Here is a 25,569-nt window from a genome sequence, read left to right on the forward strand (position 1 = left end):
CAGAGTCATCTGTTTGACGGAGAACCCATGGACCACCTTCTTTATATCGCGATGTCCGGTGCCAAAGAGAACATGAACAGCCTGGCTGTGCGTGGCAACAACCTGGCCAACGCCAACACCACGGGCTTCAAGTCTGACTTCGAGCAGGCTCGCGCCATGCAGGCGTTTGGCGAAGGGCTGCCGACCCGGGTATTTGCCATGACCGAGCGGCCGGGCCAGAACCTGCAGCACGGCTCCCTGATGACCACGGGGCGGGATCTGGACGTAGCCCTCGATGGTCAGGGCTGGATCGCGGTACAGGATGACAAGGGGGGGGAGGCCTTCACCCGCATGGGCAATCTGGAACTCAGTGCCACCGGCAATCTGCAGACCAGTACCGGGCTCAATGTGGTGGATGACGCAGGCAGGCCCATCGTATTGCCGCTGCCCCTCGAGAAGGTGGAGATCAACCGGGATGGCACCATCACCGGTCGCCCGGAAGGGGCCGCCCCCAATTTGCCGGAAGATTTTCAGCGCATCAAGCTGGTCAGGCCGGCGGCGGATGCGGTGGAGAAGGGGCAAGATGGGTTGTTTCGCCGCAAGGATGGCCAGCCTGAGCCGGCCTCTGCCGATGTGGGGCTGATCGCCGGTGCGCTGGAGAACAGCAACGTCAATGTGGTCGACGAGATGACCAACCTTATTCGTTTGCAACGTCAGTTTGAAACCCAGGTCAAGATGATGAAGACGGCCGAGGAAAACGACGAAGCCCAAACCCAGCTGCTGCGTATCAGCTAATTAGGAGCCAGACATGAATCCTGCACTTTGGATAGGCAAGACGGGACTGGATGCCCAGCAGACCAACATCGCCGTTACCTCAAACAACCTCGCCAACGCCAGTACCGTTGGCTACAAGAAATCCCGAGCCATCTTCGAAGATTTGCTCTATCAGAACATCAATCAGCCGGGGGGGCGCTCCTCGGCCGATACCGAGCTGCCGTCCGGCCTGATGCTGGGGGCGGGGGCCAAGGTGGTCGCCACCCAGAAGAGCTTCAGTCAGGGCAACGTGCAGACCACGGACAACTCCCTGGATCTGATGATCAATGGGCGTGGCTTCTTCGAGGTACAACTGCCCGATGGCAGCAGCGCCTATAGCCGCAACGGCCAGTTCACCCTCAATGACGAGGGGACTATCGTCACCCCGGGCAACGGCTATCCGTTGCAGCCCGAGATCCAGATCCCGGAAAACGCCCAGAGCGTCACCATAGGCGAGGATGGTCAGGTCTCCATCCAGCTCAAGGGGGATGGTCAATCCCAGGTGATTGGCCAGATCAACATCAGCGACTTCGTCAACGCCTCCGGCCTGCAGCCCATGGGTGAGAACATGTTCCTCGAGACCCAGTCGAGCGGAGCGCCCATCGAAGGCACGGCCGGTGCGGACGGATTGGGTGTCATCAAGCAGGGCATGCTGGAGGTCTCCAACGTCAACGTCACCGAGGAGCTGGTCAACCTCATTCAGGCCCAGCGGGTCTACGAGATGAACTCCAAGGTGATCTCGGCGGTGGACTCCATGATGTCCTACCTGACCCAACGGACATAACCTCGTCTCTGACCCAGCGGTAGTAATGGGAGTCTTGCAATGAAACACATCTGGATGTTGGGCCTGTTGGCGCTGGGGGGTTGTACCAGCACCCTCAATACCGCCAAACCGGACGACCCCGAGTTTTCCCCGGTCTATGGTGAATCCGAACCGGTGTCGGTGCGCCCGACCGGTGCCATCTTCCAGCCCGATCAGGTCAATGGCATCTACTCGGACATCAAGGCCCACAAGGTCGGTGACATCATCACCATCGAGTTGGCCGAGTCGACCTCCGCCTCCAAGAAGGCCAACACCCAGACCGGCAAGGAGAATGATTTCAATCTGGATCCGGTCAGCCTGGGGGGCGTGCCCATCACGGCCGGCGCGTACAATATGTCGGCCTCCATCGGGCAAGATTCCGCCTTCAAGGGGCAGGCCAAGGCGGATCAGAGCAACAGTTTGCAGGGCAGTATCTCGGTCAGCGTGGCCAAGGTGCTCAGCAACGGCAACCTGGTGGTGCGTGGCGAGAAGTGGATCATGCTCAACAACGGCAACGAATACATCCGTATCACCGGCCTCATCCGCCCCGAAGACGTGACCTCGGACAACAGCGTCTCCTCCCAGAAGGTGGCCAATGCCCGTATCCACTACGGTGGCACCGGTGACCTGGCCAATACCCAGGAACAGGGCTGGCTGACCAGTTTCTTCAATGGTCCCTGGTGGCCACTCTAGTGCTAGGACAACCCATGAAACGACTCCGTCTACTCTGTCTGTGCTGCTGCCTGTTACCCCTGGCGGCCCAGGCTGCCCGTATTAAGGACATCAGTTCGGTCGAAGGGGTGCGTAACAACCAGCTGCTGGGTTATGGCCTGGTGGTGGGTCTGCCCGGCACCGGCGAGAAGAACAACGCCTTCACCGAACAGACATTTCGCACCATGCTCAACAACTTCGGCATCAAGGTGCCCGACAACATCAAGCCGAAAATAAAAGACGTGGCGCCGGTGGCCATTCACGCCGACCTGCCCCCCTTCTCCAAGCCGGGTCAGACCATAGACGTGACCGTCTCCGCCATCGGTGAGGCCAAGAGCCTGCGGGGCGGCACCTTGCTGCAGACCTTCCTCAAGGGGTTGGATGGCCGCGTCTATGCGGTGGCCCAGGGCAGTCTGGTGGTCGGTGGTCTCGGCGCCGAGGGGGCCGATGGCTCCAAGGTGGTGGTCAATACCCCGACCGTGGGCCGCATTGCCAATGGCGCCACCGTCGAGCGTGAGGTGCCCAACTCCTTCAGCCAGGGCGATACCATCACCTTCAACCTCAATCGCTCCGATTTCACCACGGCGCGCCGCCTGGCGGAATCCATCAATAATCTGGTGGGGCCCAATACCGCCCAGGCACTGGATGCCACCTCGGTCAAGGTGTTTGCCCCCCGGGATCCGGGTCAGCGAGTCGCCTATCTTGCCACCATAGAGAACCTGGAGGTGGATCCGGGTGCCGAGGCGGCCAAGATCATCGTCAACTCGCGCACCGGCACCATCGTCATCGGCAGCCAGGTCAGGCTCAAGCCTGCGGCCATCAGCCATGGCGGCCTGACGGTGACCATTGCCGAGAACCAGCAGGTCTCTCAACCCAACCCGCTCGCGGGGGGGGATACGGTGGTCACCAACAACTCCACCATCAATGTGCAGCAAGAGCCGGGGCGCATGTTCAAGCTCGATACCGGTGCCACCCTGGATGATCTGGTCCGGGCGGTGAATCAGGTCGGCATCGCGCCGGGCGATCTCATGGCCATCCTCGAAGCCCTGCAGCAGGCGGGTGCCATCGAAGGTCAGCTGGTTATTTTGTAACATTCTCCAACCTTGGCTGCCCCGTGGCAGCCAACCGGCAAGGGCTTGCCACAGGCGGCAAAGAAGGTAAGCAAGATGGCGAATATCGACAATAAAGGCGTGGATTTAGGCATGGTGCAGGATATCCAGAATCTGGATAAGTTGCGTCAAATGAGCCTTACCAAGGAGGGCAAGCAGCAGGCGCTCCAGTCGGCAGCCCGCCAGTTCGAATCCATCTTCAGCCAGATGTTGTTCAAGGGTATGCGCGAGGCGAGCCAGGCATTGACCGCGGACAACCCCTTTAGCAGCAGCTACACCCAGTTCTACGAAGGCATGCTCGACCAGCAGCGGGTCTCCGACATGTCAGGGAAAGGCGGGCTGGGGCTGGCCGACATGGTGGTCAAGCAGTTCTCCCCTGACAGCTTCAAACATGAGGATGGCCGCGTCCTCAAGCTGCCCCAGCGCACCGAACGGGCGCACAAACCCTATGTGGCCCCGACCGGCAGTGAGCATGGTCTGATCGAAGCCTCCAAAGTTGGCAAGGATTTTGCTGAAAAGACCATGGAGCCAGGAGAGCTGACCGGGAGTGCCGCCCTTGGCAGGCGCCATCGCAGCATACCGGCCATGGGACAGCAGCCCCCCCAGGGGCTGCGTGACCCCTCGGCGGGCAGCGGTTTTGATTCCCCCAGCGATTTTGTCAGCAAGTTGATGCCGATGGCCAAGAAGGCCGCCGACAAGCTGGGATTGAACCCGGCGGTGCTGGTCGCCCAGGCGGCCCTGGAGAGTGGTTGGGGCAAGCGGGTCATCAAGGATGGGGACGGCCAGATGAGCCATAACCTGTTTGGCATCAAGGCCGATCCGCGCTGGCAAGGGGACAAGGCCGTGGTCAGCACCCTGGAGTATGAGCAGGGTGTCGCCTCCCGTCAGAAGGCAGCGTTTCGCTCCTACGACTCGTTCGAAGAGAGTTTCAATGACTATGTTGATTTCCTGACATCCGGGAGCCGTTACAAGGGCGCCTTGGCCAAGGCCGACAGCCCGGATCGCTATTTTGAGGCACTGCAGCAGGCCGGATATGCCACCGACCCCCAGTACGCCAATAAATTGAAACAGGTATTGCGCAGTGAACACATTGCCCAATACACAGACACGGAGCTGTAAAGCATGGCAAGCGATCTGCTTGGGATAGGAACCTCTGGGGTACTGGCGCATCAGAAACTGCTGCAGACCACCAGTAACAATATCGTCAACGTCAATAGCCAGGGCTATACCCGGGAACGCACCCTGATCTACACCAATGCCATCGGGTTTGGCACGGGTGAGAGCATGAGCGAGCGGGTGATCAACCAGTATGCCCAGGGTGAGCTGCGTCGCGACACCTCCGCCTTCAACGCATCCTCCATGCGTTTCGAACAGCTCTCTACCGTGGACAGCCTGCTGGGGGATACCAGCAACAGCGTCGGCACGGCCATCACCGCCTACTTCAAGGGGTTCCATACCGCCAACGAATCGCCGGCGGATCTGGGGGCGCGCAATACCACCCTCACCGGGCTCGGCAGCATGGTGAACCGCTTCCACACCCTCTCCTCCCAGTTCGACAAACAGAGTGACGTCATCAACGATCGCATCGATGACGAGACCCAGCACGTCAACAGCCTGCTCAATAACATCAATGAGATCAACAAGGCGATAGTGCGCACCCAGGGCACGGGGGAAGAGAACCTGATGCTCTACGATCAGCGCGATGATGCCATTGCCCAGCTCTCACAGAAGATGGATATCCGTACCGTCACCCAGCCCAATGGCAGCGTGCTGGTCAACATGAGCTCGGGCCACTCACTGGTGCTGGATGGCTCTGTGGCCCAGTTCACGGTGATCCCGGGGGATCCCGACTCCAGGGACAAGGAGCTGCAGCTCAATCTCGGTAAGAATCAGGCCAAGATAGACAACAAGGTGCTGGGGGGCGGCCTTGGGGGCCTCTTCTCTGCCCGTCGCGATCTCGAACCGACCAAGCGTGAACTGGGGCAACTCGCCATCTCCTTGTCCGACGCCATGAATCAGCAAAACCGCCTGGGCCTGGATCTCGACAACGAGCTGGGGGGGGACCTCTTCTCCTTGCCCAGTAGCGAAGGGCTGCCCTTTGCCAAGAACACCGGCTCGGGGGAGGCCATGGTCCACTTCGTGCCCGGCAAGGGGAGCGAGGTGACCGCCCTCGATTATGAGGTGAGTTTCAGCAGTGCCACCGGCTTTGAAGTCTTCGCCATCGGCAGTGATGGCAAGCGTACCTCCGTCGCCACCGGCAGCACGCCGCCCGCCAGTTTCGAGGTGCCGGGTCATGGACTCTCCATCGACTTGTCCGGCACGCCGGCGGCAGGGGACAAGCTGTTGCTGCAACCGACCAAACAGGCGGCAGCCGGGATTGAAAAGCTGATCAACCGCGCCGAGGATCTGGCGCTGGCCTCTCCCCTCAAGGCCGACAAGAGCAGTCAGAACCTGGGCTCGGGCATCATCTCCCTCGGCACCATAGGCAACACGGGGACAGGCTCGGGTTTTGCCAGCAATGACCTGGATCCCGCAGCGCCGCAAGTGGTCAAGATAGACGGCAGTGGCAACTATGAGGTCTATGAGAAAGATGGCACCACGCTCATAGGGGTCGCGCCCGCCAGCAGCAAGGGCCAGAACCTGATGGCCGCCCTCGAGAGCCCGCTGGGTGGCCCCAAGGTGTACGCCGATCCGGGTCAGAGCCCAGGCTATGAATTCAGCATCACGGGTCAGGTCCAGGCCAATGACAGCTTCACCCTGAGTTACAACAAGAATGGTTTCTCCGACAATGCCAACGGTCTGGCCCTGGCCGAGTTGCAGAACAAGGATCTGGTGCGCAAGAGCAGCAGCTCCGCCAGCGGCAATGACAAGATGACCTTCAACGAGGCCTATACCGGGCTGGTGGTCGGGGTGGGCAACAAGACCAGTCAGGCCAACACCGAGATGCTGGCCAACAAGGGCAAATTGGCGCAGAGCAGCGCCATCTTCGAGAGTGTCTCCGGGGTCAGCCTGGATGAGGAGGCGGGGAATCTCATTCGCTTCCAGCAGGCTTATGCCGCCTCGGCCCAGGTGGTCACCACCGCCAAAACCATCTTCGACACCCTGTTGTCATCAGTGAGGTAAGTCATGCGCATCACCACCAACATGATGTACAACCGCGGGCTCTCCTCCCTGAGTGCGGCGGCCGAGCGGCAAAATACCGCCTATGAGCAGCTCTACTCCGGGGACAAGTTCAAGACGGCGGGTCAGGATCCGTCCGGCATGAGCCAGAAGATGGCGCTGACCAAGGAGATAGACCTGTTCCAGCAATATGGCGTCAATGGCAGCCTGCTGGAGAACAGCCTGGGGCACGAGGAGACCATCCTCAGCTCCCTCAATGATGCCATGCTCAGTGCCCAGACCCTGATGCAAAAAGCGAACGACTCGGCCCTGAGTCAGACGGATCGCGAGTCCGTGGCCAAGGAGCTGGAAGGCTTGCAGCAGCAGATGTTCGACCTGATGAACAGTAAGAATTCGCAAGGGGAGTACATCTTCGGCGGCAACCAGAGCAAGACTCAACCCTTCGTGAAGGATCCCAGCGGCAACTATGTGTTCCAGGGGGATACCGGTCAGCGGGAGATCCAGGTCTCCTCCACGGTGCGCATCCCCGCCAATGATTCGGGTCTGGATCTGTTCGAGACGGTGCCGACCCGGCGCACTGCCAGTGCCGATACCGCCGATATCCAGGTCAAGGTGGGGGCTCAAGGCCAGTTCGACAACTTCTATCGCACCAACTATGACAGCGCCCTGGCCAGCAACAAATACACAGTTACCACGGTGGCGGGGGTGCCGGATAGCTACCAGATCACCGACGTGGGCGGCAATGTGCTGCAAAATGGCGACTATGTGGCCGGGGAGGATATCAATTTCAACGGCCTCACCCTCAATCTGAGTCAAGGCGCCGGCACAGTGCAGGAGTTCTCCCTGGATCAGCCAAAGAACGACAACATTCTCAACGGTATCTCCGACTTTCTCGGTGCCCTGCGCGACCCGAATCTCTCCAATGATGACTTCCAGCTGAGATCGCAGGATGCCCAGGCCCATCTGGGCAATGCCCGCCAACGGATGGACACCGGGCTCGGTGCGCTGGGGGGGCGAATGAACAGCCTGGAGCAGGTGATGAGTTCCAATACCGGGCTCGATACCCTCAACCAGCAGGCCAGAGCCAAGGTGTCCGAGATCGATCTCTATGAGGTGATCTCGACCCTCTCCAAGGAGAATGCGGCCATGAGCGCCTCTCAGCAGGCGTTTAGCAATATCAGCAAGCTGACCCTGTTCGACTACATTCGCTAACCGGCTTGAGAGTTGTAAGGGATTGTTAATAAAGGCTCATAGCGTTTGACTCCCTGGCGGGTCTGACCGACCATAGCAGGGCAGGCAAGGTGCGTCGCATCTGCCTGCTTTTTCGCAGCATCTCGTTAGGCGAGGCTCCTGCATAAACACAGGCCACTGATCTCACGACGTCGAGAGACGCCCAAGCTCAGGACAGTTTTCATCGGATTAAGGTGTAAACCCAAGTGGCTTCCGGTTCGCCGGATACGTTATGCAGTGCTAAAGCTGGCACGTGGGGATGATGACACGCCGAACGGCGTCATTTCCTGCCGATTTCTCGTCCATCAATTGCTGTTTTCTTATCAGCCCATCCCTCGCGGGATAGCCCGGCTCGCCGGGATCACAAAGGCTTATCTTCGATGAAGAAAACACATCTGTTACTGAACCGTCATCAACTGCTCGACCTGCCCACCCTGCAGGCCTGGCTCGACAATGAACTGGCCCCGGATGCGCGGGCCGACCAGCTGCTCGCCCTGCGCCAGGAAGAGCTCAACTGTCTGTTTGATACCCTGGGGGCCGATGGCGCCCGACTGCTCGGCATGCTGGCCCGCACCTGCGGTGCCCGGCTGTTGCTGCGCCTGCACCCGAGTGTGCTGGCCCTGGTGCAAGGCAAGATCCCGCGCCGGGAGCTGCTTGCCATGTTGCGCAGCCTGGGGAAACGGGAGCGCGCCTCCCTGTTGGCGAGTCTGCCATCCGGGGTGAGTGCCGAGCTCAAGGGGCTGCTCCGCTGGCCAAGCGAGTCGGTGGGCGCTCACATGCGTCACGACTTCTTCACCCTCAAGGGGGAGGAGTCCATCGCCAGCGCCAAACAGCGGATCCACGATGCCTGGGACAACGCCGAGGTGTTCCAGGATATCTATGTGGTCGATGAGAGTGGCCAGTTGCTCGGCTATCTCTCGCTCAAGACCATGCTGGTGGCCGAGCCGGACAGGGCGGTGTGCGAGCTGATGGAGCGGGATCTGATCCGCCTCGACGCCCGCATGGATCAGGAGCTGGCGGCGCGGATGCTGGTGGAGCGGGATCTGCTCTCCCTGCCGGTGGAATCCGATGGTCGCCTGCTCGGCATCTTCCACCTGGATGATGCCGCCGACATACTCGAACTCGAATCCACCGAGGATGCCGAGTTGCAAGGTGGCTCGTCCCCCCTCGAAACCCCTTATCTCCATGCCACCCCCTGGCAGCTGTGGCGCAAGCGCATCGGCTGGCTGCTGATCCTGTTCGTGGCCGAGGCCTATACGGGCACAGTGCTGCGGGCCTTCGAGGAGCAGTTGGAGGCGGCCATCGCCCTGGCCTTCTTTATTCCGCTGCTCATCGGCACGGGCGGCAACAGCGGCACCCAGATCACCACCACCCTGGTGCGGGCCATGGCGGTGGGGGAGGTCAGCCTGCGCAACCTTGGTACAGTGCTGCGCAAAGAGATCTCCACCGCCATGCTGGTCTCGGTGGCCATCGCCGTGGCTGCCTGGGTACGGGCCTGGAGTCTGGGGGTGGGCGTGGAAGTGGGGGTGGTGGTCACCCTGACCATCATTGCCATCGTGCTGTGGAGCGCCATCGTCGCCTCCATCATCCCCTTGCTGCTGCGCCGCTTGCGGATGGATCCGGCCGTGGTGTCGGCCCCCTTCATCTCGACCCTGGTCGATGGCACCGGCCTCATCATCTACTTCGAGATAGCCAAGCTGATCCTGCCTGAGCTGAATTGAGCTGAGCGCGCAGAGATCAAATGCACAAAGGCAGCTCAGGCTGCCTTTGTTGTTTTCAGGGGGTATGGTTCAGCTCAGTTGAAACAGCAAGGGCCAGCCATGCTCCTGGCAGTAGCGTTGCTCTTTTTCCAGATTCTGCATCAGCAGCCGGTTCTCGTCACACCAGCTCGTCGGCAGGGTGACCACCAGCTGATCCCCGGCGGCCTCAACCTGCCATTCAGGCAACAGCTTGTCCTGGCGCCTGTGGTGGGCGGCCACCGCGAGGCGCAGGATGCGGATGCAGCGCAGCACAGTGTGTTCATCGTGGTTGGGCAGGGCGGGCAGCTCCGAGAGCTTGAGCCCCTTGCGCTGGAAACGCACCAGGGCGGCCAGCAGGGCCTGATCGTCCTGGTTGAAACCGGGCAAGTCGGTATGTTGCAAGATATAGGCGGAGTGGCGATGGATGCCGCTGTAGTTGATGGCAAGGCCAATCTCGTGCAGTCGCGCCGCCCAGCCGAGGATGGCGCGATAAGGCTCGATGGGCATCTGCCAGGGGTCGCTCAGGGCATCAAACAGGGGCAGCACGCTCTGCTCCACCCGGGTCGCCTGGCGCTTGTCGATGCGATAGTGGGTGGACAGCGCCAGGGCGGTGCGCTCGCGAATGTCGTGGTGCTGCAGACGCTCCTCGAACTCATAGAGCAGCCCCTCGCGCAAGGCGCCGTCCGAATACTCCATCCGCTCGATGGGCAAGGAGGTAAAGAGCCCAAGCAGGATGGCGACCGCCGCGGCAAACACCCCTTGGCGATCCTCGGCCAGGCCAGAGAACTTCAGCTGTTCGACCTTCTTGTGCTCGAGCAGCTCCCGTTTGAGGCGCTCGAGCCCCGCCAGGGTGATGCTGCCATCGGTCCAGCCTTCTCCTTGCAACACGTCGCGCACGGTACGGATCGAGCCGGAGCTGCCCAGGCAGCTCTGCCAGCCGAGCTTATGGTATTGGTTGATGATGGGGGCGAGCTGATGCTGCGCCTCCAGCACGGCACTGTTGAAGGCCTTTTCACTCAATTTGCCGTTGGCAAAGAAGCTCTGGGTGAAGCTGACGCACCCCATCTTGCGGCTGGTGAGCGCCTTGTGTTCGAATCCTTCGCCAATGATGAGTTCGGTGCTGCCGCCGCCGATATCCACCACCAGCACAGGCCCCTCGATATGCTGGGTGTGAGCCACGCCCTGATAGACGAGACGGGCCTCCTCCTGACCGCTGATCACCTCGATGGGGTGTTGGAGCAAGCTGGCTGCCTTGGCGACGAACTCGCGGGCATTGCTGGCCCGGCGCAGGGTATAGGTGCCGGCGATGCGGATCTGATCCGGCTTGATGTTGGTGAGCCGTTCGGCAAAGAGGGTCAGGCAGGCGAGACCGCGGGCCATGGCCTCGACCGACATTCTATGCTGATCATCCATCCCCTCCGCCAGCCGGACCCGCTCCTTGATCCTGTCGATGATCTGCATGCGCCCGTCGGTGAGACGGGCGATGACCATGTGGAAGCTGTTGGAGCCCAGATCGACGGCGGCATAAAGGCTATTGTCCATGGGGAGTTGACTCGATGCGTTTGAGATAGTCGTAGGTGGCAACCTGGGAGCGGATCTTGCGCCTGTTGCCCCGGTTTACATACAGGTTCTGCTGTTCTGCATCGATGACCCGCGCCTTGGTGGTGTCACTCAGTTGCAACTCCAGTATATCCAGGATGCGCTGCTTGAGCCGATCGTCATAGATGGGGGTGCCCACCTCGATGCGACCATCGATGTTGCGGCTCATCCAGTCGGCGCTGGAGATATAGAGCTGCACATTGCCCTTGTTGTGAAACACCATGACCCGTGGATGCTCGAGGAAGCGATCTATGATGCTGATCACTCTGATGTTTTCGCTGAGACCCGGCACACCGGGGCGCAGGGCGCACATGCCACGGATGATCATCTGGATGGGCACCCCGGCCTGGCCCGCTGCATAGAGACGGTTGATGAGGTCTCTGTCCACCAGATTGTTGATCTTGAGGGTGATGCCGCTGGGCAGCCCCGCCTTGGCGTTGGTCAACTCGTTGTCAATCAACCGGTAGAGCTGGCGGCGGCAGTTGATGGGGGAGACCAGCAGGTGATTGAACTTGTAGCGGCGGTAGGGGTACTCGATGTATTCGAATACTCCCTCCACCTCGGCGGTGATGTCGGGGTTGCGGGTCAGCAGGGAGAAGTCGGTATAGGTCTTGGCGGTCTTCTCGTTGAAGTTGCCGGTGCCGATATGGGCGTAGCGCACCGCCTCACCCTGCTCGAGACGGGTGATGAGGCAGAGCTTGGAGTGGATCTTGAGGCTGGGTACCCCGAACACCACCTTGACCCCGGCGTCGGTCAAGACATTGGCCCAGTCGATGTTGGCCGCCTCGTCGAAGCGGGCCCGCAACTCGACCACCACAGTCACCTTCTTGCCGTTGTTGGCGGCATCGACCAGGGAGTGGATGATGCGCGACTTCTTGGCGACCCGATAGATATTGATGCGAATGGCGCTCACTGCCGGATCGAAAGCCGCCTGGCGCACCAACTCGGTGAAGTGGTGGAACTTGTGATAGGGGTAGTAGAGCAAGATGTCTTGCTTGGTGATGGCATCGAAGGCGTTGACGAAGCCATCAAAGTCGCGGCAATCGAGGGCCGGCAGCTTGGGGTTTTCCAGATAGTCCCGGCCGACATTGGGGAAGCCGATGAAATCCTTGAAATTGTGATAGCGGCCGCCGGACATGATGGCGTCGTAGGAGCTTATCTGCAGCTTGAGCTTGAGGAAGCTTATCATGGCGGCGGGCATCTCCCGCTCATAGACGAAGCGTACCGGCATGGCGGTGAGGCGCTGCTTCAGGCCATCACTCATCTTGTCGACCAGGCTGAGATCGAGCTGGTCGGAGAGATCGTACTCCGCATCCCGGGTCAGCTTGACCGCATAGGCGGCGATTTCGTCGTAATCGAAGAAGCCCTTGAACAGGTCATCCAGACAGAAGCGGATGATGTTGTCGAGAATGATGATCTGTTTCTTGCGGCGGGTGCCCTCGGAGGGCAGTTGCACGAAGCGGGGCAGATCGTCGGTCGGTACCTCGACCAGGGCGTACTGGATCACCTGGCCCTGCTTCTTCATCTCCACCGCCAGGTAGGTGTACTCGTCTTTCAGAAACTTGACCGGGTTCACCTCCTTGTTGAGCAAGATAGGGATCAGGTGGCGCAGCACCTTCTCCTTGAAGAAGACCCGCATCCACAGCTGTATGTTGTCGGAGAGCTGATTCTCGTTGACCAGGAAGATATTGTGGCGGGCGAGGGCAATCAGCAACTCCTTGTAGGTGTTGTCAAACGCCTCGCCCAGCGCCATCACTTTCTGCTGGATGGCACGCAGCAGCCCTTTGGCCTCGTCATCACCGCCATGGACCTCGTTGATCAGGATGCGGCGCTTCACCTCGGAGACTCGCACCTTGAAAAACTCGTCCTGGTTGGAGGAGAAAATACCGAGGAAGCGGATCCGCTCGATGAGCGGCACCGTCTTGTCCATCGCCTCCTGCAGCACCCTCTCGTTAAAAGAGAGCCAGCTCAGTTCCTTCTCTTCATACAGCTTGTCGGTGCTCATCAGTGCCTCTGTTTATCCAATCCCGTGGAACGAATGGGCCTCATTAGATGACGGTTTTGTGACGCTTTAATGACAGCAGCATCAATCTTCCACGTCTTGATCGATGTCGACCACCAGATCGTCCGAGAGGGACTCCAGGGCATCGATCAGGGTCGGCAGGGCCAGTCCCTGGGGCAGGGCGACCAGAGCATGGGCATAGAAGAGCGGCGCACCGGAGTGGGGGGCGGCCTCGCAGCCCGTGGTCAGGTCGATGACGTTGGCGCCGAGCTGGCGCAAGATGCTCGCCACCTCATGGACAATGCCGGGTCTGTCGTTGCCGGTGACCGTCAGCATCAGCTGGCGTTCGGGCTCGGCACTGAGCACCCCTTCGGCGAAGCTCACCTTGAGTCCGGCCAGCAGGGAGAGCGCCTCGCACAGGGTACGGTAGTGGGCATCGTCCACGCTGATCTGGAGGATGCCGGCAAACTGACCGGCCAATTCGCTCATGGAACTGGCGAGCCAGTTGCCCCCTTGCAGATTGATGAGGGCGGCCAACTCTTCCACTATGCCGGGTCTGTCTGCGCCTATGACTGTGACAACCAATTGCTTTTGCATCCTGCTCTCCTTGTGTGTGAGTCCACTTCATTGTGCCTGCCGTTGCAGGCCAGATGAACCCCCTGACCCGGCCAAAACCGAAATTATTCTGCCGATGGCCGCATCCGGCCTTTGCGCCTTGACAGATAGCGGTTGTGGCCGGGGGTTGTGGTAATATTATGCCCCTCTTTCGTTAGTCGGATTGCCCCCTCCATGAATGGCTTGCTGTTACCCGGTCTGTTAGTACTGGCCCTCGTTGCTGTCCTGTTTGTCTGGCGTGCTCGCCGTGCCAGGCTTGTCTCCTGCTCCTTGCAAGAGACGCTGATGACATCGGAGCGCCATCGCGAGTTCGCGGCCTTGCAGGCACTGCTGCAAGGGGAAGTGCAACTCTTTACCCATGTTCGTCTCAAAGACGTGCTGCTGCCGGGCAAGGGGGTTGGCAAGGGAAAATGGCAAAAGCAGCTGGCCAGCATGGGGGATCGTCAGTTCGACTATCTGCTCTGTGACCCCGAGGATCTGTCGCTGGTCTGCGCGGTCGAGCGATTGGCGCCGGGGCAGGGCAAGCGTCGGCCGAGCCGGGATCGCTGGTTGCAGCAGCTGTGTGAGCGCGCCGACTTGCCGCTCTTGCTCCTGGGGGGGCAGGAGGCGGCGGATCTCGACGAGCTCAGGGAACAGGTGCAGGCCTTGTTGCTTGCCGAGGACGCGCTGGATCCCCTGATGGAACCCGCGCTCAGCGGGGGAGCAAGGCGCGAACCGACCTTCAACCCGCAATCCCTCGGTGCCGTGGATCTGGGCGATACCCCCAGGCCGCTGACTCGGCCCCAGGCCGATGCGGCGAGTGGGCGCACCAGCAAAGGGGCTGGCCGTCGTCATGACAGGGAGCAAGACACGGACAAGGCCCCCCTTGATCTGCCCATGATGAGATCCCTCCCCCAGACGTCTGCGAGTGGCGAGCCAGAGGCGATGCCCCAGGGGGTATTCACCGCCACCTCGCTGGATGAGGACGAGGAGGGCACGGAGCAGGACCACAAGATCCATGACCAGGATGATGCGGCGCCGGCCAAATCCCATGCTTGCCCACGCTGCAGCGCGCCTCTGCTGGATCGCGAGGCCCGCAAGGGGCCCTATGCCGGCAAGCAGTTTCTCACCTGTACCCGCTTCCCCGAGTGCCGCTATGCGACCCTCAAGCCGAACCCGCAGCACTGAAACTGGCGATCGGAATGGGATTTTCGGACTCGAGTGATTAAGGTTGATGGGGCGCAACGTCCCTGATTGGAAACATCTTTTGCCACTATGTCGGCCAGGACACATTCTGGCGCGACAGTTTTTGACAAGGTGCCGGAATTTTGGCACTTTGTGCGCCTTGTGCCTCCCCCCGCTTGCGGGGTGGCTGACAATAGCAATAAGAATCGGCGGTGGAAGAGGGATGAATATGATGGCAATGGGCGTGCTGATAGTGGATACGGATGTCGCTAGACGCCAGCAGTTGGGTACAGTGCTCTCCTTCATGGGAATGCCTTGGCAAGAGGTCGCACAGGGGGATCTCGACATGGCCATCGAAGCCTCTGGCCCCCTGCAAGGGGTCCTGATCGGCGAGCTGGCGGATCGTCCCCTGAGCGCGCTGCTCGAACAATACCCCCGCACCCCCTTCGTCTCCCTGACCGAGATAGCGCTGCCCAATAGCAACTTCATCGGGGTGGCCCAGGCGCCGTTTTCTTATGAATCCCTGACCCGCCATCTGCACTTTTGCCAGGCGTTTGTCTCCTTGCACCCGAAACAGCAGACCCATGACAAGGGTCAAACCCTGTTGCGACTGCTGGTGGGCAAGGGCAAGGGTATTCAAGAGGTGCGCCGTCTCATCGGCCAGGTTGCGCAGACCGATGCCAATGTGCTGATCCTGGGAGAATCCGGGACCGGCAAGGAGGTGGTGGCGCGCGCCATCCATGAACTCTCCACTCGTGCTGGCGGTCCCTTCGTGCCCATCAACTGCGGCGCCATTCCGGCAGAGTTGCTTGAGAGCGAACTGTTTGGTCATGAGAAGGGGGCCTTCACCGGCGCCATCGCGGCGCGGCGTGGCCGCTTCGAGCTGGCCCAGGGCGGCACCCTCTTCCTCGACGAGATTGGCGACATGCCGATGCCGATGCAGGTCAAACTGCTGCGGGTGTTGCAGGAGCGGCTGTTCGACCGGGTCGGCGGCGGCAAGCCTATCCAGGCGGACGTGCGCATCATAGCGGCGACCCACAGGGATCTTGAGGCGATGATCCGCACCCAGGAGTTTCGGGAAGATCTCTACTACCGCCTCAATGTGTTCCCTATCGATACCCCCCCCCTGCGCGATCGTATCGATGATATTCCGCTGCTGCTGCAGGAGTTGCTCAATCGCCACTCGGAGCAGCATCAGGGCTACATTCGCCTGACCCAGCGCGCCATGGAATCCCTGCTGCAATACCCCTGGCCCGGCAACGTGCGCGAGCTCTCCAACCTGCTTGAGCGTCTGCTGATCCTCTATCCCCAGCAGATAGTGGATGTCTCGGATCTGCCGAGCCGCTATCGACTGCTGCCGTGCGAACCCAGAGACGCTCGCTTGACCGAGATGGATGAGCGCGATGCCCTGGCTGCCGTGTTCCAGGATCCGCCCGAACTGCTGGCGAGCCCTGGCAACGGCAACCTGATGCAGCTGCCCCAGGAGGGGGTCAACCTCAAGGAGATGCTGGCCGACCTGGAAGTGGAGCTGATCCGCCAGGCCCTGGAATCCCAGGAAGGGGTGGTGGCACGGGCCGCCGATCTGCTCGGCATGCGCCGCACGACCCTGGTCGAGAAGATGAAGAAATACGGCATGAGCAAGGAAGCCTAGGGTCAACCCCTTGACGCACCTATTTAACCTAATGATTTAAAACAGTAAATTTATCTGGCATAGAACTTGAATAACCTGAACGTACTCCCCGTTTGAGGTCAGGTTTATGACGAGCCAACAGCAAGACAACCCGGTCCAGTCCCACGAAGTCAGTCAGCTCTATGCCATTTTCACGGCGCTGCCGACCGGGGTGCTGCTGCTCGACGGCCAGGGGGCCATCACCCGCGCCAACCCCGCAGCCCATGCGCTGCTTGGCGAGCCGCTGGAAGGGTTGAGCTGGCGCGCCATCATCGGCCGCTGCTTCGAGCCCAGGGCCGATGACGGCCACGAGATCTCCCTGAGAGATGGTCGCCGGGTGCAGCTTTCTACCCAGCCGTTGCCGGATCAACCTGGCCAGCTGGTGTTCCTCACCGATCTCACCGAGACCCGCCGCCTCCAGGACAGGGTCAACCACATGAAGCGCCTCTCTGCACTTGGCAACATGGCGGCCTCCCTGGCTCACCAGATCCGCACCCCCCTGTCCGCGGCCATGCTCTATGGCGCCAACCTGGCCAACCGCACCCTCAAGCCGGAATCACGGGTGCTGTTTCAGCAAAAACTGATGGCCAGGTTGCAGGATCTGGAAAAACAGATCAGCGACATCTTGCTGTTCGCCCGCAGTGGCGAGAGCCAGGTGGTGGCCCCCATCTCGGTCCAAGGATTGCTGGGCGAGGTGCAACTGGGCGCCGAGGCGTTCTGCCATCAACAGCAGTGCAGTCTGCATATCGAGGCCCCTGAGCCCGATCTCTGCCTGCTTGCCAACAGCAATGCCCTGGCGGGTGCCATCAATAATCTGATTGCCAATGGCGCCCAGGCGGGGGCCAACTCCCTCATGGTGAGTGCGGTGCGCAGCGACAACAGGGTCGAGCTGAGGGTGATCGATAACGGCAAAGGGATGACCCATCAACAACTCGCCCAGATCTTTGAACCCTTCTTTACGACCCGCAGCCAGGGCACGGGTCTGGGACTGGCCGTGGTGCAATCCGTGGTGCGGGCCCATCAGGGGGAGGTCAAGGTGACCTCGGTACCGGGGGAGGGCAGCTGTTTTACCCTCTCTTTCCCTTTGCATGAGGGCGCTCTAGCCCTGGGAGTCGTCGCATGAGTGTCGCAGACCTCCGATGGGGTGATGGCCATGTCGTCACCCTGATTTTCCATTCCAATGAGACCGCTCAGTCCCTGGGAGCAAGCGTATGAGTCAGGCCCGGATCCTGGTCGTTGAAGATGATGCCGGTCTGCGCGAGGCGCTGATCGATACCCTGCTGCTCGGCGGTTACGAGTGTCGTGAGGCCGAGAGCGGTGAGCGGGCGCTGCTTGCCCTGTCGCGCCAGCCCTTCGACATGGTGATCTCCGACATTCAGATGGGGGGCATGGATGGCCTCACCTTGCTGGGCAACATCCGCCAGGCCTATCCCCAGATCCCGGTGCTGCTGATGACGGCCCATGCCAACATAGATGGTGCCGTGCGCGCCATGCGCGAGGGGGCCATCGATTATCTCGCCAAGCCCTTCTCCCCAGAGGTGCTGCTCAACCAGGTGAGTCGCTATGTGCCGGCTCAGAAAGTGGAGCGGCGTACTGTGGTGCATGGGGATCCGCGCAGTGCCGAGCTGTTCCAGCTGGCAGCAAGGGTCGCGAGAAGCGAGGCCACCGTCATGGTGACCGGGCCCAGTGGCACGGGCAAGGAGGTGCTGGCCCGCTACATACACGACCACTCCCCGCGCAGTGAACAAGCCTTTGTGGCCATCAACTGCGCCGCCATTCCGGAGAACATGCTGGAGGCGACCCTGTTTGGCTATGACAAGGGGGCCTTCACCGGCGCCGTGCAGGGCTGTCCTGGCAAGTTCGAACAAGCTCAGGGCGGCACCTTGCTGCTCGATGAGATAACCGAGATGGATCTCTCCTTGCAAGCCAAGCTGTTGCGGGTATTGCAGGAGAAAGAGGTGGAGCGACTCGGCAGTCGCAAGATGATCCCCCTGGACGTGCGGGTCATTGCCACCAGCAATCGCGACCTCAAGAGAGCGGTGCAAGAGGGGCTGTTTCGGGAGGATCTCTACTACCGGCTCAATGTGTTCCCCCTGCACTGGCGCGCCCTGCGGGAGCGGACCGGGGACATACTGCCCCTGGCCGAACACCTGCTTGCGCTCCATGCGGCTCAGCAAGGGCTGCCGACCCCAAGGCTGGACTCTCAGGCGGCGGCGCTGCTGCTCGCCCATCCCTGGCCCGGCAACGTGCGCGAACTGGACAACGTGGTGCAGCGGGCGCTGATCCTCTCCACCGATGGCGAGATAGGGGTCGCCCAGTTGATCCTGGAGCCGGGAGACGTGGGGGCATTCGCGCTGGGGGTCGGCGAGGCCGGACTCATCCCGGCGGACACTGCGGGCAATGTCGAGCGCCCCTTCAGCGGCGAGCGGCTCGGCAGCGAGCTCAAGCAGCAGGAACACCAGATCATTCTGGAGACCTTGCACGACTGCAAGGGGAGCCGTAAAGCCGTTGCCGAGCGGCTCGGCATCAGCTCGCGCACCTTGCGCTACAAGCTGGCGCAGATGCGAGAGGCGGGTATTCTCCTGCCCGCCTGAGCCCTATCCTGCAACCGGAGGCGCTCCAGTCGCGCCGCCCTTGCCGTCCAGCTGACGGGCCAAGGACACCAGTGTGAGCCCGCCACCATGGCCTTGGTCGGCGGGCTCGATTATCATGACCCTTTGTCAGCTCGCCCATCCGGGCACAGAGGGGCCTATGATCCGCCGCCAGAAACTCACCAACATACTCAATCAGCTGCTCGAACCCCATGCCATCAAGGATTACTGTCCCAATGGTCTGCAAGTCGAGGGGCGCGACGAGATCCGCAAGATAGTCACAGGGGTCACCGCCAGCCAGGGGTTGCTCGACGCCGCCGTGGCCGAGGGAGCCGACGCCATACTGGTACACCATGGCTACTTCTGGAAGGGGGAGGCCGAGGTTGTCACCGGCATGAAGCAGCGCCGCCTCAAGACGCTGCTCACCCATGACATCAATCTGTTCGCCTATCACCTGCCACTGGATGTCCATCCGGAGCTTGGCAACAATGCCCAGCTGGCCAAGCTGCTCGGCATCCGGGTGCGTCGTGGTCTGGAGCCCTGGGACAAGAAAAGCGTGGCCATGGTCGGCAAGTTTGACGAACCCCTGAGCGGTGAGGCGTTGGCCGCACGGATTGGCGAACGGCTGGGCCGCACTGTGCTGCACTGCGGCGAGAGCGGACCTGCCCTCATCGAAACCGTGGCCTGGTGTACCGGCGGGGGACAGAGTTATATCAACCTCGCCGCGGAGCAGGGCATAGATGCGTTCATCTCGGGGGAGGCGTCGGAGCAGACCATACACACGGCCCGGGAGATGGGCATGCACTTTTTCGCCGCAGGCCATCATGCGACCGAACGATATGGCGTCAAGGCACTGGGAGAGTGGTTGGCCACCGAGCATGGCGTTGAGGTGATCTTTGTCGATATCGACAACCCGGTCTAAAAAAATACCAGGGTAGAAATCTACCCTGGTTCTTCGCAGCAGCCATACAGGCAAAAAGGGATGAGGTGATATTGAGCCCTGCTCATTCTCATGGTTCGCATTGTTGCCTGAATGTTAATTTTGTTGCAAGTCATTGCGATGACATGGGGCGGGCCACTTCACGATAATGGAGCCAGATCACAGTTTCTCCATCCCCAGGCCAGGATGCATGGGGATGATTTGACTCCCCCTGTTCGCCGCCATTGATCTATGTTCTATTTGGATACCACATTGCAGGAGGCAAGATGACACTGTTGGATCAGGCGGTTTTGGCCCAGTTGGCCGAAGACATTGGCGAAGAGATGATGCCCGTGGTGATCGGGGTCTTTATCGAGGAGGTGGGCGAGCAGCTTGCCCAATTGCCGCCCCTTTATGAGCAGGAAGAGTGGCGGGCGCTGGGGCGACTGGCCCACAGCCTCAAATCGTCCTGCGCCAGTTATGGTGCCCGGCTCAGCCAGCAGCAGGTGGTGGCCCTGGAGCTGGCCTGCCAGCGTCAGGATAGCGCCGAGAGCGGCCTGCTCATCGGCCAGTTGCAGCAGTCTTTGCCCCAGGTATTCACCCAGTTGAACCATTACTGCCAGCCATCATCCTGAATCCCTGGCGCCGGGGTCAGTGACGCTTGCGCCAGTGAATTGCCCTGTCCAGCGCCGCCTTGAGCCTGGCCCTGTCGTGACGATGGGGCAGGCCCTCCTCACCCAGATAGGCCGTCATCAGCAAACCATCCAGCTCGGCCGGGTATTGACCCTGCGGACCTATGATGGCATCGACCCGCCCCGTGCCAATGTGCTGTTCGAGCCAGCGCCACTGGGTCAGCAGATCCATCTGGCCAGCCGGCCCCTTCTCCGCCACCAGATTGGTGATAAAGACCAATTTTGCGCGGCTCTGACCTATGGCCTGGGCAATCTCCTCCAGCAGCAGGGGGGGCATGATGGAGGTGAGAAAGCTGCCTGGTCCCAGCACTATCATGTCAGCCTCGGCGATGGCGCATACCGCCTCCCGGGTCGCTGCCACCTTGGGGCTCAGAGCGAGGGAGAGGGGCGGGCTGTCCAGTTTGTCGATGGATACCTCACCGAGGATCTGGTTGCCACAGGCGGTGCGGGCGCTGAGATCGGTGGGAAACTCCGACATGGGCAACAGTTTGCTCTCAATTTTCAGCATGTTGCTGATGAGACGAATGGCATCGAGAGGACGCACCGACAAATTGTCCAGCGCCAGCAACATCAGGTTGCCAAGGTTGTGACCGGCCAGCTCGCCCCGGCCGGCAAAGCGATACTCGAAGAGCATGCTGCCGATACTGGGCTCGGTGACCAGTTGATTGAGGCAGTTGCGCAGATCGCCCCAGGCGATGCACTCCTGACCCTGACGGAGCCGCCCGGTGGAGCCGCCATCATCCGTGGTGGTCACTATGCCCGTCAGGCGTTCGCCGAGGAAAGAGAGGGAGGAGAGCACCCGACCCAGGCCGTGGCCACCGCCAATGGCAACGACATGCTGGAAGTCATTGATATTTTTCTGCCACATAGAGATCCCCGTGCTGACTCATGATGGCCCAGTGTAGTCATGGGCCCCATGTTGTTGTTTGCCCCTGATCCGATTTTTCGGCAACAGCGGAATTTTTCGCAAAGGGTATGACTTTTGCTTGATCGCTGCACCTGATTTTCTTGGCCCCGATTGCGATGACAGGGTCGATGCAAGAACGGGCCTGTTTCCCGGATGCTCCCAGGCGTCATCGTTCAATGAGATTTAACAGGAAATAGCAGGTGGACTTTCTGACGGCTCACTCCCTTGCAACCAGCTCGATGCTTGCTTGTCGCGAGGTGTGCGAACGCCTGGCGACCCTGCAGGGGGAGCCGGCCTTGCTGCTTGTCTATTTCACCCAGGCCCATGATGCCGCCATCTTGCGTGCTCAGCTGACTAGCCGTTATCCCAACACGCGCCTCATCGGATGCAGCTCTTGCCATGGGGTACAGACCCAGTCCGGTTATCACAGTGCCGGGGGCTGGGGGCTGGCGGTGGCGGCCCTGTGCGATGAGCGGGGCAGTTATGGGGTGGCCGGGGCGCTCGGTGACCAGATTGACATGAAAAGCCTGCTGCATGGCGCCATGGCCCAGGCGGCGCGTCCGGGCGAACTGCCGGCCATGATATTGCTCCATGCCAGTCCAGGTCAGGAGGAGGCCGTATTGGGGGCCATTGAGGCCGAATTTGGCAGCCAGGTGCCAGTGGTGGGGGGATCTGCCGCCGACGACAGGGTGAGTGGCGACTGGCAAGTCTGCTGGCAAGCAGGGGAGGGCAAGCAGGGGGTCGTGCTGGCACTGCTCTATCCGGACTGCGAGCTGGCGTTCCAGTTTCACTCCGGCTACCTCGCCACCGCCCATCATGGGGTGGTGACGGCCAGGGAGGGGCGTGAGGTGTTGACCCTGGATGGTGAGCCAGCGGCCCAGGTCTATGCCCGGTGGCGAGGAGTGAATACCCTGCCGGTCGGCCCCATCCTCAAGGAGAGCACCTTGGCGCCGCTGGCGCGTCAGCGGGGCACCCTGGATGGGGTGCCCTACTACAAGCTCTCCCACCCGGAGGCGGTGACGGCCCGTGGTGGGCTGCGGCTCTTTACCGATATCGAGCTGGGGGAGCGATTGACGCTCATGTATGGCAGTGAAGAGGGGCTCCTCGCCCGCAGTCTGGCGGCGGGTCGCATCGAGCCCGCCTATGGCCGCTGCCGCGAGATGCGCCCCTTCGGCGCCCTGCTCATCTTCTGCGCCGGTTGCCGGCTGGCGCTCGGGGAGCGGATCCACGAATTTGGCAACCTGTTCGAGACCCAGCTCGGCGCCATCCCCTTTATTACCCCCTTTACCTTCGGCGAGCAGGGGCGCTTGCCTTATGGCGAGCTGGCGCACGGCAACCTGATGGTCTCCGCTGTGATACTGCTGGGAGAACCTGCATGACCCCTGTTCCGAACCCCGACAGCAAGGAGTTGGAAGCCCTGAACGACAAGCTGCAGGCGACCTTGCTGGAGCTGGTGCACTGTCGGGCGCGGGAGGAGCAGTATCGTCAGGAGTCGCAGACCCTGCTGGCCGGCCTGGGCACCCTGGCCGAGGCCCGCACGCTGGATCAGGTGCTCGACAGCCTGATCCGCAGCCTGCAGCCCTTTATCGGTTTCGAGCAGGCGGATGTCCTGGCCTGGGAGCAAGGATCGGGCGTCACCCATCTGAGCACCGAGCCCAGGGAGTGTGGTCAAACCTGGCGTCATTCTACCTTGTTCGCTCGCGCCCTGACGGGGGAGACCCTGGTCATCTATGACCCGGGCCAACTGCCCGAGTTTGCGGCCATGGCAGGCAAGGCTGGCTGGGCCAGCCTGATGCTGACCGGCCTGCACGCCCCGGGCTTTGTCGGCATCTTGCTGTGTCGGCACTCGGTTCGAGGGGGGCTGGATCTGCAAAGCAAGGCGGCGCTGGCGCGCTGTCGCCCACTCATTTCCCAAGCGCTGGTCAACATTGCTTATCGGGCCCGGTTGCAGCAGCAGGTGGCGCTCAAAACCCGGGAGCTGCAGGTGAGCGAGCGCCGTTTTCGTCGCTTCGCCGCCATGGCCTCGGACTGGTTCTGGGAGACGGATGCCGACCACAGGCTCCGCTATGTCTCGGCTCCCGGCTATCAGGGCGGGGTCATGACCATGGAGACGGGGCGCAGCCTCTATGAGGTTGCCCACGAGCGGGAGGGAGAGCCTTGGGACAAGTTTCGGCATCTGGTGGAGGGGCGTCAGGCCATTCGGGCGGAGCGGGTGCGCATCAACACCGGCGAAGTCGTGCGCTGGATGGAGGTGAGCGCCGAGCCCGGTTTCGATCCGCAAGGGGGATTCAGCGGCTATTGCGGTACGGCCCGCGACATTGGCCCCCAGATCCACCGAGAGCAGCAACTGGCCCAGGCCCGGGATCAGGCCGAGGCCGCCAATCGTGCCAAGTCCCAGTTCCTGGCCATGATGACCCACGAGATCCGCTCCCCCATGAATGCCGTGATGGGCATGCTGGATCTATTGCAGCACGAGGCCCTGGCGCCCGCCCAGCAATCGCTGTTGGGTCATGCGGCGCACTCGGCGCGGCTGCTACAGACCATCATCGATGATGTGCTCGATTTTTCCAAGATTGAGGCCCACAGCCTGGAGCTGCACTGCGAGCGTTTCTCCCCCCGGCACCTCTGCCAGTCGATCATGGAGCCGCTGCAGGCCATGGTGAGGGGCAAGGGGCTCAGCTTGCGATGCGAGCTGGAGGAGGCCGTGCCCGAGGTTCTGTTCGGGGATCCGGTCCGGGTGTCCCAGATAGTCAACAACCTGCTTGGCAATGCGGTCAAGTTCACCGAGCGGGGCTGGGTGGTGCTCAGGATGGGCTGGGACGGTGTGCGGCTGCGCATCGAGGTGCAAGACAGTGGTATCGGCATCAGCGAAGGGGATCAGGGACGCCTGTTTGAACCCTTTACCCAGGTCGACAGCTCGGCCACTCGCCACTGCGCGGGGACAGGGCTGGGCTTGAGCATCAGCAAGCGACTGGTCGCCCTGATGGGGGGCGAGCTCTGCCTGGAGAGCCGGCTGGGGGAGGGGAGTCGCTTCTGGTTCAGTCTGCCCGGGCTCAGCGTGCCCTGCGAGAGTGAGACGCGCCCCAGTCAGCCGACACTGATGCTGCGGCCTCTGGAGGTGCTGGTGGTGGAAGACAGCCCGGTCAATCAGCTTGTGGTCTCGCTCATGCTGCAGAAACTGGTGAGCCGGGTCCGTCTCGCGGGCAATGGTCTTGAGGCTATTGCCCAGGTGACGGAGCAGGCGCCGGATCTCATCTTGATGGACATGCGCATGCCGCAGATGGACGGGTTGGAGGCGACCCGGTTGCTGCGCGAGCTGGGTTATCAGATGCCGATAGTGGCGCTGACCGCCAATGCCATGGCCGAAGACCGGGCGCGCTGCCTGGCCGCTGGCATGACGGACTTCCTGGCCAAACCCATCAGTCTGGCGCGGCTGCGCGAGTGCCTGACGCGTCACTGCTGAGTGTCATGGCTCTGTCACAGAGAGGGGGCAGACTGCCATGGGAGCGTGGGACAGGCTGTGACGGCACACTGAGATCCAGTCGAGCTTTTCGTGCGAAAGTGCAGGCAAAAAAAGTGCAGGCAAAAAAAATGGTCAACTAGGTAGTTGACCAGTTCTTCAGCAAATACTGAAGAGAGCACGGGATAAATCGGGTTGTATAGAGCTATATGAAAGATACGTGCCAACTTTTTAAATCTTCACCGACCCGCTAATTCAGGCCGATGTGGTGCAAATCTGGTGTCTAATGAATACATTTTTTTGCAAATTGCGAATATTGACATCTCATATTGAGACTTTTCGCATTTTGCAAACATCTGGCAAGGGGCTGTACGCTCAAGCGGGAGCCCTTGCCCTGCTTCTCTGCGGTCTCTCTGCTTGTACTATTTGGTCAGCTTGATGCCAAGGG

At 61.2% G+C, this 25,569-nt stretch carries 20 protein-coding genes and 1 riboswitch; of the genes, 16 read left to right on the plus strand and 4 right to left on the minus strand.

What is annotated here, in order from left to right:
- Window positions 1-27 precede the first annotated feature (27 nt).
- The 8 genes from M2367_RS02820 to mgtE all read left to right on the plus strand — a co-directional run bounded on the left by M2367_RS02820 (window position 28) and on the right by mgtE (window position 9,485).
- Window positions 28-774, plus strand: coding sequence for a flagellar basal body rod protein FlgF (locus tag M2367_RS02820; RefSeq protein ID WP_042043330.1), 747 nt, complete (start codon window positions 28-30; stop codon window positions 772-774).
- A gap of 13 nt (window positions 775-787) precedes the next feature.
- Window positions 788-1,576, plus strand: a complete 789-nt coding sequence (gene flgG, locus M2367_RS02825; protein ID WP_042043331.1) for a flagellar basal-body rod protein FlgG — start codon at window positions 788-790, stop codon at window positions 1,574-1,576.
- Between the two features lie 39 nt (window positions 1,577-1,615).
- On the plus strand, window positions 1,616-2,287 hold the full coding sequence (flgH, locus tag M2367_RS02830; protein WP_042043333.1) for a flagellar basal body L-ring protein FlgH: 672 nt from the start codon (window positions 1,616-1,618) through the stop codon (window positions 2,285-2,287).
- Between the two features lie 14 nt (window positions 2,288-2,301).
- Entirely contained in the window at window positions 2,302-3,396 is a 1,095-nt protein-coding gene (locus tag M2367_RS02835; RefSeq protein WP_042043334.1) for a flagellar basal body P-ring protein FlgI, read from the plus strand.
- A gap of 75 nt (window positions 3,397-3,471) precedes the next feature.
- A complete protein-coding gene (gene flgJ, locus M2367_RS02840) occupies window positions 3,472-4,533 on the plus strand; it encodes a flagellar assembly peptidoglycan hydrolase FlgJ (protein WP_042043335.1) in 1,062 nt (353 codons plus the stop codon).
- A gap of 3 nt (window positions 4,534-4,536) precedes the next feature.
- Window positions 4,537-6,537, plus strand: a complete 2,001-nt coding sequence (gene flgK, locus M2367_RS02845) for a flagellar hook-associated protein FlgK (protein ID WP_259235702.1) — start codon at window positions 4,537-4,539, stop codon at window positions 6,535-6,537.
- A gap of 3 nt (window positions 6,538-6,540) precedes the next feature.
- Window positions 6,541-7,746, plus strand: coding sequence for a flagellar hook-associated protein FlgL (gene flgL, locus M2367_RS02850; RefSeq protein ID WP_042043338.1), 1,206 nt, complete (start codon window positions 6,541-6,543; stop codon window positions 7,744-7,746).
- A 114-nt stretch (window positions 7,747-7,860) separates the two neighbouring features.
- A riboswitch (M-box (ykoK) riboswitch) is annotated at window positions 7,861-8,030 on the plus strand.
- A 114-nt stretch (window positions 8,031-8,144) separates the two neighbouring features.
- Window positions 8,145-9,485 carry a magnesium transporter gene (mgtE, locus tag M2367_RS02855; RefSeq protein WP_259235703.1) on the plus strand — a complete coding sequence of 447 codons (1,341 nt, stop codon included), beginning with the start codon at window positions 8,145-8,147 and terminating at the stop codon, window positions 9,483-9,485.
- A gap of 69 nt (window positions 9,486-9,554) precedes the next feature.
- Here the strand turns inward: mgtE and ppx are convergent, their stop codons facing one another.
- The 3 genes from ppx to M2367_RS02870 form a co-directional block, all read right to left on the minus strand.
- Window positions 9,555-11,045, minus strand: a complete 1,491-nt coding sequence (gene ppx / locus M2367_RS02860; protein ID WP_259235704.1) for an exopolyphosphatase — start codon at window positions 11,043-11,045, stop codon at window positions 9,555-9,557.
- Window positions 11,035-13,107: a polyphosphate kinase 1 gene (ppk1, locus tag M2367_RS02865; RefSeq protein WP_259235705.1), complete on the minus strand. Its 2,073-nt coding sequence runs from the start codon at window positions 13,105-13,107 to the stop codon at window positions 11,035-11,037. The genes ppx and ppk1 overlap by 11 nt, the downstream gene beginning before the upstream one ends.
- An 81-nt stretch (window positions 13,108-13,188) precedes the next feature.
- The gene (locus M2367_RS02870; protein ID WP_042043344.1) at window positions 13,189-13,701 is read right to left on the minus strand and encodes a glycine cleavage system protein R; all 513 of its coding nucleotides are present in this window, start codon (window positions 13,699-13,701) and stop codon (window positions 13,189-13,191) included.
- A gap of 192 nt (window positions 13,702-13,893) precedes the next feature.
- Between M2367_RS02870 and M2367_RS02875 the strand changes: the two genes are divergently transcribed.
- The 6 genes from M2367_RS02875 to M2367_RS02900 all read left to right on the plus strand — a co-directional run bounded on the left by M2367_RS02875 (window position 13,894) and on the right by M2367_RS02900 (window position 20,697).
- Window positions 13,894-14,886, plus strand: coding sequence for a DUF2726 domain-containing protein (locus M2367_RS02875; protein WP_259235706.1), 993 nt, complete (start codon window positions 13,894-13,896; stop codon window positions 14,884-14,886).
- 226 nt (window positions 14,887-15,112) lie between these two features.
- A complete protein-coding gene (locus M2367_RS02880; protein WP_259235844.1) occupies window positions 15,113-16,534 on the plus strand; it encodes a sigma-54 dependent transcriptional regulator in 1,422 nt (473 codons plus the stop codon).
- Between the two features lie 106 nt (window positions 16,535-16,640).
- Window positions 16,641-17,675, plus strand: coding sequence for a PAS domain-containing sensor histidine kinase (locus tag M2367_RS02885; protein WP_224430818.1), 1,035 nt, complete (start codon window positions 16,641-16,643; stop codon window positions 17,673-17,675).
- Between the two features lie 88 nt (window positions 17,676-17,763).
- The gene (locus M2367_RS02890; protein ID WP_259235707.1) at window positions 17,764-19,146 is read left to right on the plus strand and encodes a sigma-54 dependent transcriptional regulator; all 1,383 of its coding nucleotides are present in this window, start codon (window positions 17,764-17,766) and stop codon (window positions 19,144-19,146) included.
- A gap of 157 nt (window positions 19,147-19,303) precedes the next feature.
- Window positions 19,304-20,065, plus strand: coding sequence for a Nif3-like dinuclear metal center hexameric protein (locus M2367_RS02895; RefSeq protein WP_224430816.1), 762 nt, complete (start codon window positions 19,304-19,306; stop codon window positions 20,063-20,065).
- A 284-nt stretch (window positions 20,066-20,349) separates the two neighbouring features.
- Complete coding sequence (locus tag M2367_RS02900; RefSeq protein WP_042043351.1) at window positions 20,350-20,697, plus strand: Hpt domain-containing protein; 348 nt, start codon at window positions 20,350-20,352, stop codon at window positions 20,695-20,697.
- A gap of 16 nt (window positions 20,698-20,713) precedes the next feature.
- On the opposite strand, the gene yvcK is transcribed toward M2367_RS02900, so the two are convergent.
- A complete protein-coding gene (yvcK, locus tag M2367_RS02905; RefSeq protein ID WP_259235708.1) occupies window positions 20,714-21,622 on the minus strand; it encodes a uridine diphosphate-N-acetylglucosamine-binding protein YvcK in 909 nt (302 codons plus the stop codon).
- A gap of 278 nt (window positions 21,623-21,900) precedes the next feature.
- On the opposite strand from yvcK, the gene M2367_RS02910 reads away from it, so the two are divergent.
- Together M2367_RS02910 and M2367_RS02915 are read left to right on the plus strand one after the other, a co-directional pair.
- Complete coding sequence (locus M2367_RS02910) at window positions 21,901-23,040, plus strand: FIST signal transduction protein (RefSeq protein WP_259235846.1); 1,140 nt, start codon at window positions 21,901-21,903, stop codon at window positions 23,038-23,040.
- A complete protein-coding gene (locus M2367_RS02915; RefSeq protein ID WP_259235709.1) occupies window positions 23,037-25,124 on the plus strand; it encodes a PAS domain-containing sensor histidine kinase in 2,088 nt (695 codons plus the stop codon). The genes M2367_RS02910 and M2367_RS02915 overlap by 4 nt, the downstream gene beginning before the upstream one ends.
- Window positions 25,125-25,569: the final 445 nt, after the last annotated feature.

It is taken from the genome of Aeromonas sp. BIGb0445 (genome assembly GCF_024809075.1).
In the GTDB taxonomy this organism is placed as follows: domain Bacteria; phylum Pseudomonadota; class Gammaproteobacteria; order Enterobacterales; family Aeromonadaceae; genus Aeromonas; species Aeromonas rivuli.